The 15,596-nt window shown below is 67.2% G+C and carries 19 protein-coding genes and 1 pseudogene; 13 read left to right on the top strand and 7 right to left on the bottom strand.

What is annotated here, in order from left to right; translation table 11 throughout:
* The first annotated feature begins 131 nt into the window (after window positions 1–131).
* The 3 genes from tesB to ABE473_RS18285 all read left to right on the top strand — a co-directional run bounded on the left by tesB (window position 132) and on the right by ABE473_RS18285 (window position 2,887).
* Window positions 132–1,040 carry an acyl-CoA thioesterase II gene (gene tesB, locus ABE473_RS18295; RefSeq protein WP_176990062.1) on the top strand — a complete coding sequence of 303 codons (909 nt, stop codon included), beginning with the start codon at window positions 132–134 and terminating at the stop codon, window positions 1,038–1,040.
* Between the two features lies 1 nt (window position 1,041).
* A complete protein-coding gene (locus ABE473_RS18290) occupies window positions 1,042–1,551 on the top strand; it encodes a DUF2007 domain-containing protein (RefSeq protein ID WP_346490479.1) in 510 nt (169 codons plus the stop codon).
* A gap of 130 nt (window positions 1,552–1,681) precedes the next feature.
* Entirely contained in the window at window positions 1,682–2,887 is a 1,206-nt protein-coding gene (locus ABE473_RS18285; RefSeq protein WP_346490478.1) for an RNA polymerase sigma factor, read from the top strand.
* Window positions 2,888–2,944: 57 nt separating this feature from the next.
* Here the strand turns inward: ABE473_RS18285 and ABE473_RS18280 are convergent, their stop codons facing one another.
* Window positions 2,945–3,550, bottom strand: a complete 606-nt coding sequence (locus ABE473_RS18280) for an EF-hand domain-containing protein (RefSeq protein WP_346490477.1) — start codon at window positions 3,548–3,550, stop codon at window positions 2,945–2,947.
* 154 nt (window positions 3,551–3,704) lie between these two features.
* Here ABE473_RS18280 and ABE473_RS18275 point away from each other — a divergent pair, with 154 nt between their 5' ends.
* The 3 genes from ABE473_RS18275 to ABE473_RS18265 all read left to right on the top strand — a co-directional run bounded on the left by ABE473_RS18275 (window position 3,705) and on the right by ABE473_RS18265 (window position 6,104).
* Window positions 3,705–4,460 (top strand): arginyltransferase, encoded by a 756-nt coding sequence (locus ABE473_RS18275; RefSeq protein ID WP_346490476.1) that lies wholly within the window; start codon window positions 3,705–3,707, stop codon window positions 4,458–4,460.
* 37 nt (window positions 4,461–4,497) lie between these two features.
* A complete protein-coding gene (locus ABE473_RS18270) occupies window positions 4,498–5,703 on the top strand; it encodes an endonuclease/exonuclease/phosphatase family protein (protein ID WP_346490475.1) in 1,206 nt (401 codons plus the stop codon).
* A gap of 182 nt (window positions 5,704–5,885) precedes the next feature.
* Window positions 5,886–6,104, top strand: a complete 219-nt coding sequence (locus ABE473_RS18265) for a hypothetical protein (RefSeq protein ID WP_346490474.1) — start codon at window positions 5,886–5,888, stop codon at window positions 6,102–6,104.
* A gap of 36 nt (window positions 6,105–6,140) precedes the next feature.
* Here the strand turns inward: ABE473_RS18265 and purT are convergent, their stop codons facing one another.
* Window positions 6,141–7,331: a formate-dependent phosphoribosylglycinamide formyltransferase gene (gene purT / locus ABE473_RS18260; RefSeq protein WP_346490473.1), complete on the bottom strand. Its 1,191-nt coding sequence runs from the start codon at window positions 7,329–7,331 to the stop codon at window positions 6,141–6,143.
* A gap of 131 nt (window positions 7,332–7,462) precedes the next feature.
* Between purT and ABE473_RS18255 the strand changes: the two genes are divergently transcribed.
* The 5 genes from ABE473_RS18255 to ABE473_RS18235 are packed head-to-tail and all read left to right on the top strand — an operon-like array spanning window position 7,463 to window position 10,102.
* A complete protein-coding gene (locus ABE473_RS18255; RefSeq protein WP_346490472.1) occupies window positions 7,463–8,332 on the top strand; it encodes an SPFH domain-containing protein in 870 nt (289 codons plus the stop codon).
* A 51-nt stretch (window positions 8,333–8,383) separates the two neighbouring features.
* Window positions 8,384–8,563 (top strand): hypothetical protein, encoded by a 180-nt coding sequence (locus ABE473_RS18250; RefSeq protein WP_046272204.1) that lies wholly within the window; start codon window positions 8,384–8,386, stop codon window positions 8,561–8,563.
* On the top strand, window positions 8,560–8,739 hold the full coding sequence (locus ABE473_RS18245; protein ID WP_346490471.1) for a DUF4177 domain-containing protein: 180 nt from the start codon (window positions 8,560–8,562) through the stop codon (window positions 8,737–8,739). Before ABE473_RS18250 ends, ABE473_RS18245 begins: the two co-directional genes overlap by 4 nt.
* Window position 8,740: 1 nt before the next feature.
* Window positions 8,741–9,283 (top strand): PH domain-containing protein, encoded by a 543-nt coding sequence (locus ABE473_RS18240; protein ID WP_346490470.1) that lies wholly within the window; start codon window positions 8,741–8,743, stop codon window positions 9,281–9,283.
* 9 nt (window positions 9,284–9,292) lie between these two features.
* The gene (locus ABE473_RS18235) at window positions 9,293–10,102 is read left to right on the top strand and encodes a M15 family metallopeptidase (protein ID WP_346490469.1); all 810 of its coding nucleotides are present in this window, start codon (window positions 9,293–9,295) and stop codon (window positions 10,100–10,102) included.
* A 12-nt stretch (window positions 10,103–10,114) separates the two neighbouring features.
* Here the strand turns inward: ABE473_RS18235 and ABE473_RS18230 are convergent, their stop codons facing one another.
* The 5 genes from ABE473_RS18230 to ABE473_RS18210 all read right to left on the bottom strand — a co-directional run bounded on the left by ABE473_RS18230 (window position 10,115) and on the right by ABE473_RS18210 (window position 14,496).
* Window positions 10,115–10,789, bottom strand: coding sequence for a DNA-3-methyladenine glycosylase (locus ABE473_RS18230; RefSeq protein ID WP_179459503.1), 675 nt, complete (start codon window positions 10,787–10,789; stop codon window positions 10,115–10,117).
* A gap of 1 nt (window position 10,790) precedes the next feature.
* Entirely contained in the window at window positions 10,791–11,162 is a 372-nt protein-coding gene (locus ABE473_RS18225) for a DUF423 domain-containing protein (protein WP_088432118.1), read from the bottom strand.
* A 104-nt stretch (window positions 11,163–11,266) separates the two neighbouring features.
* Window positions 11,267–12,346, bottom strand: a complete 1,080-nt coding sequence (locus ABE473_RS18220; protein WP_319212936.1) for an SRPBCC family protein — start codon at window positions 12,344–12,346, stop codon at window positions 11,267–11,269.
* 312 nt (window positions 12,347–12,658) lie between these two features.
* The gene (locus tag ABE473_RS18215; protein WP_019184539.1) at window positions 12,659–13,300 is read right to left on the bottom strand and encodes a response regulator transcription factor; all 642 of its coding nucleotides are present in this window, start codon (window positions 13,298–13,300) and stop codon (window positions 12,659–12,661) included.
* Window positions 13,300–14,496: a sensor histidine kinase gene (locus ABE473_RS18210; protein WP_179459505.1), complete on the bottom strand. Its 1,197-nt coding sequence runs from the start codon at window positions 14,494–14,496 to the stop codon at window positions 13,300–13,302. The genes ABE473_RS18215 and ABE473_RS18210 overlap by 1 nt, the downstream gene beginning before the upstream one ends.
* 138 nt (window positions 14,497–14,634) lie before the next feature.
* Here ABE473_RS18210 and ABE473_RS18205 point away from each other — a divergent pair, with 138 nt between their 5' ends.
* Both ABE473_RS18205 and minC read left to right on the top strand, forming a co-directional pair.
* Window positions 14,635–15,231, top strand: a complete 597-nt coding sequence (locus ABE473_RS18205) for a GNAT family N-acetyltransferase (RefSeq protein ID WP_179459506.1) — start codon at window positions 14,635–14,637, stop codon at window positions 15,229–15,231.
* A gap of 15 nt (window positions 15,232–15,246) precedes the next feature.
* A pseudogene (minC, locus tag ABE473_RS18200) lies at window positions 15,247–15,596 on the top strand (septum site-determining protein MinC); the annotation flags it as partial.

Genomic DNA, 15,596 nt, shown 5'->3' with positions numbered 1-15,596 from the left:
GGCCTGGACATGACGAGGAGCCGGCCAGCGGCCGGCACTACCCCGTGCTGCGTGCAGTTGCGCCTGCAGGCCAGCGGCCGGCACGACCGGACCCCGTATAATCGGCGCCAGTCCAACCCAGGTTGCCGCCTTTGTCCGCCACGCACGAACCCGTCGTTTCCGAGCTGATCGACCTGCTCTCGCTCGAACGCCTGGAAGACAATCTGTTCCGCGGCCAGAGCCGCGATATCGGCACCAAGTACGTCTTTGGCGGCCAGGTGCTGGGCCAGGCGCTGTCCGCCGCCCAGAAGACGGTCGAGAACGGCCGTCACGTGCATTCGCTGCATGCCTACTTCCTGCGCGCCGGCAACATCGACCATCCCATCGTCTATGACGTGGACCGCACCCGCGACGGCGGCAGCTTCTCCGTGCGCCGGGTCACCGCGATCCAGCACGGCAAGGTGATCTTCTTCTGCGCGGCCTCGTTCCAGCAGGCCGAGACCGGCGCCGAGCACCAGCACAAAATGCCGGAAGTACCGCAGCCGGAAGACATCGAGCCGAACCAGCCGTTGCCGCAGGCGGTGCTCGATCGCCTGCCGATCAAGGTGCAGCGCTGGCTCTCGCGGGGCGGCCCGTTCGAGTTCCGTCATGTCTACCCGCGCGACGAACTCCATCCGCCCAAGCGCCCGCCGTACCACCAGGTGTGGCTGCGCCTGAACGAGACCGTGGGCGATGCCCCCGAGCTGCATCAGGCCCTGCTCGCCTATGCGTCGGATTTCCATCTGCTCGGCACCGCGACCTTCCCGCACGGCATCAGCTATTACCAGCCGCACGTGCAGATGGCCTCGCTCGACCATGCGATCTGGTTCCACCGTCCGTTCCGCGCCGACGACTGGCTGTTGTATTCGCTGGACAGCCCCAGCGCGCAGGATTCGCGCGGCCTGGCGCGTGGCCAGTTCTTCACCCGCAACGGCATCCTGGTCGCCAGCACGGCGCAGGAAGGCCTGATCCGGGTGGTTGACGACAGTGCCGCGGCCGCCGCCGTACCGGCCAAGGACTGACATGAGACAGATCTTCAACAGCCAGCGCGTGGAAACCGTCGAAGGCGTGGCCCAGCTGCTGCGCGACGCCGGCATCGAAGTGCGCATCACCAACGGGCGCTCGTACCACAGCAAGCGCGGCAGCCAGTTCAGCTATCTGGACAAGGAAAAGGCGACCACCCATCCGACCCTGTGGGTGGTGCATGCCGACGACCAGCCGCGCGCCCGCGAGATCCTGCGTGATGCGCGCCTGCTGGAAACCACCCGCCGCGATCACCCGACCGCGCAGTTCGCGTTCCGCGATGAGGTCGCCCAGAACGACGCACCGCGCAACTGGGCCTGGCGCATCCGCATCGGCCTGCTGCTGGTGATCGCTGCCGTGGCGATGGTGGTGGTCATGCGCCACCGCGGTGCCCCCACGGTGGCGCCACCGCCGGCCCCGGCGGTACAGCCGGCCGCGTCGCCGACCGCACCGGCGGCCACCCCACCGGAAGAAGAGGAAGTCCGGGTCCGGATCCAGCCAACTGAATAACGGGTAGTGCCGGCCGCTGGCCGGCTCCTCGTACGGGTGGAATCCTGCAGAGCCGGCCAGCGGCCGGCACTACCCGGTCACATTCCGGTCGAGGCATCGTCATACTCGGATCACCGCCGGGGAACGTGCCATGACGCATCCGCTGACCACTACGCTCGAACGCGAACTGCCCGCTGCCGCGGGCGGCTGCCAGCAGTCCTACGGACGCATCGTGCTGGCCTGCCAGAACACGGTCACCGCGATCGCGCTGGCGATCACCCGCGACGTGCACGCCAGCGAGGACATCGCGCAGGAAGCCTTCATCAAGGCCTGGCAGCAGCTCAACCAGCTGCACAGCCATGCCAGCTTCCTGCCGTGGCTGCGCCAGATCACCCGCAACCTCGCCCGTGACTGGCTGCGCGCCAACCGCGGCCGCCCGCTGTCCGGCGAGGCCGCCGAGATCGCCATCAACATGGCCGCCGACCCCCGCCCGAGCGCCCCGGAGCACCTGCAGCGGGTGGAAGAGGAACTGGCGGCGGAGGAGATCATCTCGGCGCTGCCCGAAGACAGCCGCGAGACGCTGCTGCTGTATTACCGCGAAGGCCAGAGCTCACAACAGGTCGCCGACCTGCTCGGCCTCAGCGACGCCGCCGTGCGCAAGCGTCTGTCACGCGCGCGCGCCACCGTGCGCGAAGAAATGATGCGCCGGTTCAGCGAGTTCGCGCGCAGCAGCGCGCCGAGCGCGGCGTTCGCCACGACGGTGGTCTCGATGGTGCTGGTCGCCGCGCCCGGCACCGCCAGTGCCGCGATCCTGCTCGGCACCGGGCTGGGTACCAGCAAGCTCGGGCTGGGCGGTGCCAGTGTTTCCGGCGGTGCCGCCCTGGGCTCGCTGAGCGCAGCGGCCAGCCAGAGTCATGTGCTGCCGCCGGATTTCGCGTGGGGCGCCATCGCCGGCGGCGTGGTCGGGGGCGTGCTGGGCAGCTATCTCGGGGGTCGTTACCTGCTCTCGTACGCCGAGAACGAGGGCGAGCGAACCGCCATCCGCGGGTTCGTGCACTACAGCACCTTCACCGCGTTGGTGACCTGCCTGGCCGTGTTCGCCTTGAGCTTCCTGCCGCTGGCCTGGTACTGGCCCGTGGTGGCGTTGGCGGTCGGCCTGTCCATGATCAACTATCAGTGTCTCGTTCCGCTGCAGCGGATCATGGCCCCGATGATCGCGCGCGATGCGGCGCGCCATGGACGCACCGGCCCGAACTGGAAATACGAGTCGCTGTACGGCCGCAAGGCGCTGTGGGTGATGAACCTGTTCGTGGTCGGCACCATTGTCTGGGCGATGTACAAGAACGGACGGCTCTGAAACAGAAAAGCGCCGGTCGATGACCGGCGCTTTTTTCGTGCAGCACCTTCGTACCGCTTACTTCGCGGCCGGAGCCTTCGGCGGCATCGGCGGCTTGCCGTCACGGTGCTTGCCATCGTGGTGATCGCCACGCGGGCCACCGAACGGGCCCTTGGCCGCGTCGAACTCCGCCTTGCTCAGCTGGCCGTCCTTGTTGGTATCGGCCGCGGCGAACCAGGCATCACGATGCTGCTTCATGCGCAGCTCGCGATCGGCCTTGTCCAGGTAACCATCCTTGTTGACGTCCATGGCATCGAAGCGCGCGGCCAGGCGCGGGTCGGCCTTGGCTTCCTCACGGCTGATGCGGCCATCCTTGTTGGTGTCCAGCTTGGCCATCCAGTCGCCATGCCCCCCCGGGCCACGCCCGTGGCGCTTGCCGTGCCAGCGCGGTAGTACCTCGCGGGAGAGCTTGCCGTCCTTGTTCGCATCCAGCGTGTCGAACTGCGCGGCCAGACGCGGGGCCTTCGCCGCTTCGGCGCGGTCGATGAAGCCATCGCCGTTGGTATCCAGCTTGGCGCGGGCGGGCTTGTCGCCGGCGGCGGGGGTATCGGCAGCGACCGCCAGGCCGGCAGCGCCGGTGGACAGCAGCAGGGCCAGCAGCAGGAGGGATGTGCGGTTGCGCATGGGTAACTCCGGTTTGTGAAGGAAACTGCGTGCGGTGCGTGGCACCCACACCGGTAACAACGCATGGGCGCCAGCACCGTTGACAGCCCGGCCGGCCGTGTTCATTTGGCAGACAGTCGCGGCGGCTGCGACGGCACGGGGCTATGCTGTGGGCATGGCAATACACGGCGACCGCGACGACGAGCTGCGACTGTTCCAGACCGGCGACCACCCCTGTGGCTACTGGCCGGAACGGGCCGCGCGCGATCTGGTGCTCGATCCCAACGATCCGCGCCTGGGCACGCTGTACCCGATGGCGCTCGGCTGGGGCTTCCGCCGCTCCGGCGATCTGGTTTACCGCCCGCACTGCGCCGACTGCCACGCCTGCGTGGCCGTGCGCATCCCCGTGGCCCGCTTCGCACCGGACCGCAGCCAGCGCCGCTGCCTGGCCCGCAATGCCGATCTGGAAGTGCGGATCGTCGCGGCCGAGCAGATCGAAGAGCAGTTCGCGCTGTACCACCGCTACCTCACCCACCGCCACGCGCAGGGCGGCATGGACGAGCACGGCCCGCACGAGTTCGACCAGTTCCTGATCGGGCGCTGGTCGCAGGGCCGTTTCATCGAAATCCGCGGCCCGGCCGAGGATGGCCATCGCGGACCGCTGCTCGGGGTCGCCGTAACCGACGTGACCCCGCAGGGGCTTTCGGCGGTCTATACCTTCTTCGATCCGGACCAGGCCCATCGCGGCCTGGGCACCTTCGCGATCCTGCAGCAGATCGCCTGGGCCCAGCGCGAGCACCTGCCGCACCTGTACCTGGGCTACTGGATCCGCGGCCATCGCAAGATGGACTACAAGCGCCGGTTCCGCCCGCTGGAGGCCTATGACGGTCGCCGCTGGCACGCGTTCGATGACGAATCGGACGGCCGCTGACGCATCACTGACACCGCGACGGGTGCAGAATAGGCGGATGAAAGCCCATCCTTTGATCCTTACCCTGGCCCTGCTCTGCGGCGCCTGCGCACAGACCCCTGCCAAGACCGCCGCCATGCCGGATCCCGCTTCCGCACCGCTGCGGATCGCCACCTACAACACCTCCCTGTACAGCGACGAGACCGGCGGCCTGATCGCCGAGCTTGAAGGCGACAGCGAACACGCACGCAAGATCGCCGCCGTCCTGCAGCAGGTCCGTCCGGATCTGGTCCTGCTCAACGAGTTCGACTACGACGATGCACACCGCGCCGCCGACCTGTTCCAGAAGCGCTACCTGGAATCCGCCCAGCCGGGCGGCGGCGAGCCACTGCACTACGCCTACCGCTACCTCGCCCCGGTCAACACCGGCGTACAGAGCGGCCTGGACCTGGACAACAACGGCGAGATCGGCGGCGAAGGCCGCGCCCGTGGCAACGATGCCTGGGGCTACGGCCTGCACCCGGGCCAGTACGGCATGTTGGTGCTGTCGCGCTACCCGATCGATGACGCAAAGGTCCGCAGCTTCCAGCTGCTGAAGTGGAGCACGATGCCCGGCGCCCTGCGCCCGATCGACCCGCGCACCGGGAAATCCTTCTACAACGACCACGTCTGGTCCCAGCTGCGCCTGTCGTCCAAATCGCATTGGGATGTTCCGGTGAACACCCCGAACGGCACCGTGCACGCCCTGGTCTCGCACCCGACCCCGCCGGTCTTCGACGGCCCGGAAAAGCGCAACGCCGCCCGCAACCACGACGAACTGCGCCTCTGGCAGGACTACCTCAAGGACCGTGACACGTCGTGGCTGTGCGATGACCGTGGCCACTGCGGCGGCCTTCCGCAGGACGCACGCTTCGTCATCCTCGGCGACCTCAACAACGACCCGGTCGACGGTGACGGCCGCCATGAGGCCATCGTCGAACTGATCGAAAACGCCCGCGTCCTGCGCTACCCCACCCCGCGCAGCGTCGGCGCCGAGCAGACCAGCCTGGCCTATGCCGAGAAAGGCATCGTCCGCAAAGGCGCCCCCTTCCACGCCACCGGCGACTTCGGCCCCAAGTCCGGCACCATGCGCCTGGACTACGTGCTGCCCTCGGTCGGCTTCAGCTACATCGGCAGCGGCGTGTTCTGGCCCGCCAATGACAGCCCGGAAGCAAAAATCGCCGACGGCAGCGACCACCATCTGGTGTGGGTGGACGTGAAGTAACGCCTGCTTCGTTCTGAACGGAAAAACGGCGAGCCAAGGGCTCGCCGTTTTTTTAATGCTCTACATCAAGGTGCGCAGGGCATGATGCATTGCCATCCCGTTGGCAGGGAGGCCGCGCTTGATGACAGAATGCGGACACCATCATTGCCGCAGGAAGCGCTCGGGTGCATCGAAACCTCGTCATGATTCTCGCTGTATCCGCGCTGCTCGCCGTGTTCATGATCGGCTGGCCTGGAATCGCCCTGCATGTCATTGCGTTTCCGATGATCGGCCTGCTTCCCGCGTGCGTGGCCTGGTACAAGGGGTACGGAGAAAAATTCGGGACGTGGTGGTTGTATGGCTCGGTGCTGGCGCCGATCGCCTTCATCCACGTCACCGTCCTGCCCTGGGCGCAACGCTGAGGCGATCTTCCGCTTACTCAGCGATGCGCCGCACGCTCACGACGACCGCAACTCGATCCCGATAGCCTCAGCAGCCTCACGCGCAATCTTCCGCGCCTCGTCGATATCCGCGCCACGCGCCAACGTCACGCCCACCCGGCGATGCCCGTGCACGCTCGGCTTGCCGAACAGCCGCAGCGCCGAATCCGGATGCACCAATGCTTCGGCCACATTGCTGAAGAACGGCACGCCCTCGCCATGCGCCAGCATCGCGCACGACGCCGACGGACCGCTCTGGCGGATCACCGGAATCGGCAACCCCAGAATCGCCCGCGCGTGCAGCGCGAACTCACTCAGCTCCTGCGATGCCAACGTCACCAGGCCGGTGTCGTGCGGACGCGGCGATACCTCGCTGAACCACACCTCGTCGCCCTTCACGAACAACTCGACCCCGAACAGGCCCCAGCCGCCGAGCTCGTCGGTGATCGCCTGCGAAATCTCTTCCGCCCGCGCCAGCGCACGCGGCGACATCGGCTGCGGCTGCCAGCTCTCGCGGTAATCCCCGTCCTTCTGCCAATGCCCGATCGGCGCACAGAACGACGTCCCGCCCGCGTGGCGAACGGTCAGCAGGGTGATTTCGTACTCGAAATCGATGAAGCCCTCGACGATGCAGCGCCCGGCACCCGCACGGCCACCGGTCTGCGCGTACTCCCAGGCAGGCGCGATGTCCGCGTCCTGGCGCAACGTGCTCTGGCCTTTGCCCGAGGAGGACATCACCGGCTTGACCACACACGGCAGCCCGATCGCCGCCACGGCTGCACGGTACTCGGCGTCAGTATCGACGAAGCGGTACGGCGAGGTCGGCAGGCCCAGGGTCTCGGCGGCAAGCCGGCGGATGCCCTCGCGGTCCATGGTCAGGCGTGCCGCACGCGCGGTCGGCACCACGCGCAGGCCCTGCTCCTGTTCCAGCTGGACCAGCGTTTCGGTATGGATCGCCTCGATCTCCGGCACCACCAGGTGCGGCTTCTCCAGCGCGATCAACGCGCGCAGCGCCATCGCGTCGAGCATGTCGATCACGTGCGAACGGTGTGCCACCTGCATGGCCGGTGCATTGGCATAGCGGTCGGCGGCGATCACCTCCACGCCAAGGCGCTGCAGCTCGATGGCGACTTCCTTGCCGAGTTCGCCGGAGCCCAGCAGCAGCACACGGGTGGCGGAAGGAGACAGCGGCGTACCGAGCGTGGACATGGCGGCGATCCGGGCAACAGGGGCGGGAGGGCATTCTAGCCGCTGCGGCGGCCGCATGGCCGACCGGCCGGGCACTTGCAGGTTGATATCCATTTGATATCTTCAGCTAAACCACCCAAGGACGCCCTGCCATGAAAGAGAAGTCGATCCGCTCGCTGTCCGGCCTGCCCTTCCTGCTGCTGGTCCTGGCCCTGACCGCCGTGGCCGTGTGGATGTTCGTGGTGGGTGTGGAGCGCGGCAACCGCAACCCGGCGCTGATCGTTGGCAGCCTGGTGCTGGCCACCACCGCCCTGCTCAGTCTGGTCGGCCTGTACACCGTGCAGCCCAACCAGGCCGTGGTCGTCAGCCTGTTCGGCAAGTACGTCGGCACCGTCAAGGAGAACGGCCTGCGCTGGAACAACCCGTTCTTCACCAAGGTCAAGGTGAGCCAGCGCGTGCGCAACTTCGAAAGCGGCAAGCTCAAGGTCAACGAACTCGATGGCAGTCCGATCGAGATCGCCGCGGTGATCGTGTGGCAGGTGGTGGATGCGTCCGAGGCTGTCTACAACGTGGACGATTACGAGAGCTTCGTGCACATCCAGTCCGAATCGGCGCTGCGCGCGATGGCCACCAGCTACCCCTACGACCAGCACGAGGAAGGCCAGCTGTCGCTGCGCAGCCATGCGGCCGAAATCTCCCAGCACCTCAAGGACGAACTGGCCGAGCGCCTGGCCGATGCCGGCGTGCAGGTGATCGATGCGCGCATCAGCCACCTCGCGTATGCCCCGGAAATCGCCCAGGCGATGCTGCAGCGCCAGCAGGCCAACGCGGTCATCGCCGCGCGTACCCGCATCGTGGCCGGCGCGGTCGGCATGGTTGAGATGGCCCTGGCCGAACTGCAGAAGAACGGCGTGGTCCAGCTCGATGAGGAGCGCAAGGCGCACATGGTCAGCAACCTGTTGACCGTGCTGTGCTCGGACCGTGGCACACAGCCGGTGGTCAACGCCGGTTCGCTGTATTGATGTACCCGCGGCGCCGAGGGGACGGCACGCGCTGTTGATAAAGGACCCCGCATGACCGAAAAGAAAGCGTACCCGCTGCGTATCAATGCCGATGTCCTGGCGGCGGCGCAGCGCTGGGCCGACGACGAGCTGCGCAGTCTCAATGCGCAGATCGAATACGTGCTGCGCGATGCGCTGCGCAAGGCCGGGCGCCTTCCCAGACCCACCACCGACAAGGAGAGCAAGTCATGAGCAAACGCTGGAACTACCTGACCGTTGAAGTGAAAGCCGGCATGCTGGGCATCGTGAAGCCCCAGGATATCCAGGACGCGCTGACCCGGCACGGCGCCCTGGGCTGGGAACTGGTCAACCTCGTCTTCGCACCACCGATTAACACGCCGATGCTGATCTTCAAGAAGGAGGAGTGAGGTGCACGCGTCGCACACCTTCGAGGTTGCCCCGGCACCCGTTTGGCGGTTGCTCTGGCTGTGGATTCCGCTGCTGCTCGTCGCCGGCCTGATGGTCGGCACCGCGCTGGACGCGCCGGAGCGCTCACACACCGAACTGTTCATCACCCTGCCCTTCCTGGCGGTGCTGGCGGCCGCGCTGACCTGGGCGTACACCCGCCGCCGCATCGTGCTGCACGAGGACACGCTGGAGGTGCAGTCGACCTTCTACCGCAAGCGCGTGCCGGTCCGTGACATGCGGTTGGACGAGGCGCGCATCGTCGATCTCGCCGAGCATGGCCGTTACAAGCCCGCGATCAAGACCAACGGCTACGGCGTGCCCGGCTTCCAGTCCGGGCATTACCGGATGGCCGACCGCGGCAAGGCGTTCTGCCTGATCACCGACAGCAGCCGGGTACTGTACCTGCCGTTGCGCGATGGCAGCGCCCTGGTGATCAGCCCGGAGCGTCCACGCGCCCTGCTGGAGGCGCTGCAGGCGCTGGCCGGACCGCCGGGCGCGCACTAAGCTGGCGGCATGCGTAAATCCCCTGCCCTGCTGATCAACACCGCCGAGATCGAACTCTGGCCCGGCGGCCTGCTGCGTGCGCGCAGCTCCGCCGACGCGCGCGCCCTGGCCCGTGCGCAGTGGGTGCTGCGGCGCAAGCGCGATGGCCGCTACCTCGCCGTCGCCACTTCCCACGGCGTCCTGCCGCTGGTGCCGCGCCTGATGCGCGAGCCGGGCATCGAGGAGGCGCTGGACGCACTCGACCGCCAGCTGCTGGATCGCCGCCGCGGCAGCGCGCCTGACGCCGTGCTGCCCCTGAGTGGACTGCAGGATCGCCTGGAGACCCTGGGCATCGATGCCGATGCCTACGAAGCCGCTACCGGTCTGGCACTGGAAGCCGAACCGACCCAGCTTCACCTGGCCGGTTTCGACCGCTACCGTCGCCCGCTATGGCTGCACCGCGACGCTGCCCGAGGCTGGCAACGCCTGCGCCAGCAGGCCGCCGCCGATGGCATCGCCCTGGATGCGATCTCCGGGTACCGCAGCCACGATTACCAGCTCGGCATTTTCGCGCGCAAACGCGACCGTGGGCTGGGCGTGGAGGACATCCTGAAGGTCAATGCGGCGCCGGGGTACAGCGAGCACCACAGCGGTTACGCGCTGGATATCGGCACGCCGGGCGAACCGCCGGCCGAAGAATCGTTCGAATCCACGGCCGCCTTCGCGTGGCTGGGCGAGCATGCAGGGCGCTTCGGGTTCCAGCTGAGCTACCCGCGCGACAACCCGCACGGCATCGTCTACGAACCGTGGCACTGGTGCTGGCGGCAGCCCCGCTGGTGACTCCGTGCTGCCTCAGTCCTGCGAGCGGTTGGTCGTCGCCTTCGGATCCACGGTGAAATCGGCGATCCGCCACAGGTACAGGCTGGCGTAGGTCCGGAACGGCCCCCACTTCTCGCCGCGCGCAAGCAGCTCCTTCGGGCTCGGCATCCGCTCGGCCTTGTCCACGCGCTGCGCGCCCTTGCGGACCCCCAGGTCGTCGACCGGCAGGATGTCCGGGCGGCCGAGCCGGAACATCAACATCATTTCCACCGTCCAGCGGCCAATGCCGCGGATCGGCACCAGGGCGTCGATGATCGCGTCGTGGTCCATCACCGACATCCGGCGCAGGTCGGGAATCTCGCCGGCCGCCTCGCGCCGCGCGAGGTCGCGCAGCGCCAGCGCCTTGTTGCCCGAGACCCCGCACACCCGCAGCCCCGGATCGTCGATGCGCGACAGCGTATCGGCATGCAGCCGGCTGCTCCCGATCGCGGTTTCCACCCGCCCCACGATGGTCGAGGCGGCCTTGCCGCTGAGCTGCTGGAACAGGATCGCCCGCGCCAGCGCATCGACCGGGTCGAAGCTCTTCGCCCAGCCCGGCTGTGCCTGGATCGGGCCGAGCCGCTTCATCCACGTGCCCAGCCGGCGGTCGCGCCGGCTCAGCCAGTCGTGGGCTTCATCGACATCGAAGCCGCGGCGGTAACGGGGCATGTCATCGCCTCAGGGCATTCAGGCCGTAGGCCAGCCAGCCCACCATCAGGGCGGTGCCCCCGACCGGCGCCAGCTGTGTGCTGAGCTTCCACAGCGCGCCGGCCACCAGGCTGCCGGAGAACAGCAGCGTGCCGATCAGCAGGACATACAGGGCCAGTCGGCCGAGGGTGTTCTGCTGGGTCGGGCCAAGCACCGCCAGCGCCACGCCATGCCCGAACGCATACAGCGCCGCGGTGGTCACATGCGACTGCGCCTGTGGATCGGCGATGCCATGCGAGGCATACGCGGACAGGCCGACCGCGGTGGCCGCCAGCAGGCCGCCCAGGCCCGCCAGCAGGGAGGGTTTGCGTGTGCGTCGTTCCAGGTTGAGCATGCTTGCGTCCTTCAGACAGTGCCCCGTTGCCGGAGCCCAAAAAAAAACGCGCCGCAGGAAGCGGCGCGTTTCAGGTCGTGCGTTACATCACGGCAACCGTCGGCTTACTTGACGGCCCAGTAGATGTCGTACGTGCCTTCCGGAGTGAACGACTTTTCCACGCCGTCCTTCCAGGACTCGTACGGACGGTCGATCACTTCGTTGCCGCCGGTCACCGACCACGCACGCAGGGCGTTGCGGGCGATGTCCAGGCCGGCCATGTGGCCGGTGTAGGCCGCGTGGGCCGAACGGTGCGGAGCAACATGCACGTACTTGACCGGTGCACCACCGTCGATCTTCACCGTCAGGGCTTCGGCAGTCGCGCCTTCAGCACCCTTCTTCTTGACCGGCTGGGCCACGTCGAAGGCGTACTTCTCGGCGCCGAAATCGGTGGTGATGATGCGGAACGGACCGGCGGCTTCGAGGTTGTTGGCCTCCATGACGCGCTTGATCCACTCCTGGTTGTCCTTGATGGACTTGGTGATGGTCTCCTGGCCGCGGTCCACGTTGCCGGCGGTGACGACCAGCAGATCCTCGGCCGGGACGTCCACGATGGCCAGATCGGTCAGCGGGGCTTCGGCGGTGCGGTAGTCCACGTTCGGCACGGTGGCCAGCATGTTGGCCATGCGCGACAGACCCAGCTTCAGGTCGTCACCGGCATGACGGCTGACGTACAGGCCCGCGTAACGACCGAACAGGTTGAAACCGTACTTGACGTTGTAATCCTGCGTGATCTTGACGTTGCGGCCACCCTTGCCGGTCGGCTCCAGGGTGAAGTTGGTCACCTTGTCGTGACCCTTGCTCTCGTCTTCGATGGCGATCGCAACGTGCTTGTTCTGCTCGGACTCGGTGATCACCCAGCTACCCTGGCCCAAGGAACCTTCCTTGGAGGAGTAGTCCAGGCGTGCGCCGACGCCGGCAGCCGGGCCGGAGTGCTTCAGTTCAACGGCGGGATCGCGCAGCAAGAGCGGGTTCCAGTCCTTGAAGCGGCGCAGGCTGTTGACCGTGTCGAACACGATCGTCATCTTGCGGTTGGTCTCGATGCTTTCGGAAATATGGCGCTCGCCCGGCAGACATACGCCAATGATGACGAACAGGCCAGCCACGATCCCCAAGGCGATCAGGAACTCGATAATACGGGTCATTCAGGAGTCTCCGGGGCCGATCCCACGGCCGGGTTGATTGAAGCGAAGCGCCAATCCTAGCAGGCTTCGCCGGTGTTGTTGATCAGGGTTGGCACACCGGTTTCCATGTCGGCAGCGGTTTTGCATAGACAAGGAGCGGAAAGATAACGCATCGCGCGTGTCAGCACGTAGCGGATGGACAATATTTCTTTGCCGGATTCGGCCGCCGGGCTCGAAAACACCCCTGCATCGCTTGCGCTGCAAGGGTTTCACGGATTTCAGAAAATACCCGGCAGCGGCGGCCACCCGAAGGTCTCCGCCGGCCCGCCAGGGTCAGACCAGCTGCAGCTCGAAGGCCTTGAGCACCGCCCGGGTGCGGTCGCGCACGCCCAGCTTGGAGAGGATGTTGGACACGTGGTTCTTGATGGTGCCCTCGGCCACGCCCAGTGAATTGGCGATCTCCTTGTTCGAGAAGCCGCTGGCCATCAGCCGCAGGATCTCGGTCTCCCGGTCGGTCAACGGGTCCGGCCGGTCCAGGCTCACGAACTCGTTGCGCATGTGCTCCAGGCCCGACAGCAGGCGCTGGGTGACCGCCGGCTGCACCAGCGAGCCGCCGTCGGCCACGGTCCGGATCGCGCCCACCAGCTGGTCCAGGGTCACATCCTTGAGGAGGTAGCCCTTGGCGCCGGCCTTGAGCCCGGCCAGCACCAGCTGGTCGTCATCGAAGGTGGTCAGGATGATGGTCGGCGGCAGCTGGTTCAGCCGCGACAGCATCTGCAGTGCTTCCAGGCCGGACATGACCGGCATGCGCATGTCCATCAGGACCACGTCCGGGCGGACCTGCGGAACCACCTCGACTGCCTGGCGGCCATCGGCGGCCTCGGCGACCACCTCGATGCCGTCATCCAGCGCCAGCAGCGAGCGGATTCCCTGCCGCACCAGGGTTTGGTCGTCGACCAGGCAGACGCGAATCATCAACGCACTCCTTCAATGACAGCGGTCAGCATCAATACTGGCACGCCGGGCACCGAGGCACGAAGGCGGAAGCCTTGTCCCCGGCGGGTTTCGATCTGCAGCTCACCACCGCATTGTTGCAGGCGCTCGCGCATCCCGCGCAACCCGTTGCCGACCACGATCCCGTCGGCGCCCACCCCGTCATCATGCGCTTCCAGCACCACGACGCCCGGCGGCTCGCGCCGGACCTTGATCCACAGGTTGCGCGCGCCGGCATGGCGCACCGCATTGGTGATGATTTCCTGGGTGCAGCGCAGCAGCACGTGGGCGCGCTCGGGGTCTTCCACGCTCAGCGGCTCGTCGATGTCCAGGTGGATCTCCAGCGAGGGCACCTGCTCGGTCAGCGGCCGCAGCGCGGCGGCCAGGTCGATCGCCCCGCTGTCGCGCAGCTGGCTGACCGCCTCGCGCACATCGGTCAGCAGCAGCTTGGCCAGGGTGTGGGCTTGATGTACGTGTTCCTGGGCCTGGCCCTCGGTGATGTGGCCGGCCACTTCCAGATTCAGGCTGAGGGCGGTCAGGTGGTGGCCCAGCAGGTCGTGCAGCTCGCGCGAGATGCGCGTGCGTTCGTTGACCCGGGCGCTCTCGGCCAGCAGCACGCGGGTGGCGCGCAGCTCCGTGTTGAGCCGCCGCTGCTCTTCCCGGGCGTCGGTCTGCTGGCGCGCGACCAGGCTGGTCACGAAGATGAACATGGAGAAGCCGCCATACAGCAGCGACTGCATCACCGCCTCGAACAGCGAGAAGTTCAGGATCAGGTAGTAGACCGGCAGCACCGCCAGCTGGCTGAGCAGCAGCCAGATCACGCCGCCGCGTACCGGCAGCATCCACGGGATGACGCCGGCGGCGACCATCATCAGGATGCTGCCCAGGCCCGAGCCGCTCAGATAGCTCACGCCCAGCGCCGAGGTGGTGAGCAGCACCAGCATCACCCGGTCGTACCAGCGCGAGTGGCCGCCGTTGCGCAGCCCGCGGGTCAGCCAGAAGTAGCCGGCGCCGAAAGCCAGGTAGGCCGCGAACAGCCACAGCGCCCAGGCATCGACGCCACCGCCGCGGCGCAGCAGTGCTTCGTACTGTGAATAAACCAGAGGGAGTCCGACCATGACCCAGGTGAACAGGCCGGCCAGTCGCAGTACTCGGGTGTGGCTGAGGTATCCCAACATGGACGCATAGTAGGCTGAACCTGTTCCCCTGCACTCCCACAGAAGTCATGCCTGTCGGCTCGCGGGGGGAAGCCACCCATGCAATAATCGGACCGAGGGCCCCTCGATGGGCCAACCGCGTTACCCCACGGAGTCACAATGTCGATTGTCATCCGCGACGTGCGCGAGCACGAGCTCGATTCCGTCCTGGCCCTGAACAACAATGCCGGCCTGGCCATCCTGCCGTTGGATGCCGCCCGCCTGCGTCTGTTCTATGAAAGCGCTGAGTATTTCCGCGTCGCCGAGCGCGACGGCAACCTGGCCGGTTTCCTGATCGGCTTCGGCAGCGACAGCCAGCACGACAGCAGCAACTTCGCCTGGTTCAAGCAGCAGCTGGGCAGCAAATTCTTCTATATCGACCGCATCGTGGTCGCCAGCCGCCGTCGCGGCGGTGGCGTCGGCCGTGCGTTCTATGCCGATGCACAGAGCTACGCCGAGCTGCGCTACCCGCAGCTGACCTGCGAGGTCTTCCTGGACCACGGCGCCGATGCCGCCCTGCTCTTCCACGGCAGCTTCGGCTTCCGCGAGGTCGGCCAGAACAACATGGCCCACGTCGATGTGCGTGCCAGCATGCTGCTCAAGGACCTGTGCAGTTACCAGTGGGTGCACGACACCTACGGCGACCAGTTGCCGGATGTGCCCTGGGTGGGCCATCGCCGCGAGCCGCTGCGCGTCCAGCAGCAGACGGGGACCTGATCGGTGGCGGCGAACATGGATTTTGAACAGGCCGGTGAACTGAAGATCGGCCAGGTCGGCATCGCCAACCTGCGCATCCGCACCCTCGACGTCGAACGCCTCACCCGTGAAATGCAGGAACGCGTCGCGCGTGCCCCGAAGCTGTTCGGGCGGGCCGCGGTCATCCTGGACTTCGGCGGGCTCAGCAGGATGCCGGACGTGGCCACCGCCAAGGCGCTGCTGGATGGCCTGCGCAAGGCCGGCGTGCTGCCGGTCGCGCTCGCCTACGGCACCACCGAAACCGACCTGCTCTCCCAGCAGCTCGGCCTGCCGCTGCTGGCCAAGTTCCGCGCCCAGTACGAGCGCGCCGAGGCCGAGCCGGCCCC

It is taken from the genome of Stenotrophomonas sp. TWI700 (genome assembly GCF_039673645.1).
Lineage (GTDB): Bacteria > Pseudomonadota > Gammaproteobacteria > Xanthomonadales > Xanthomonadaceae > Stenotrophomonas > Stenotrophomonas maltophilia_AA.
The sequence above is the reverse complement of the archived record's forward strand: the minus strand, read 5'-3'. Positions and strand labels throughout refer to the sequence as shown.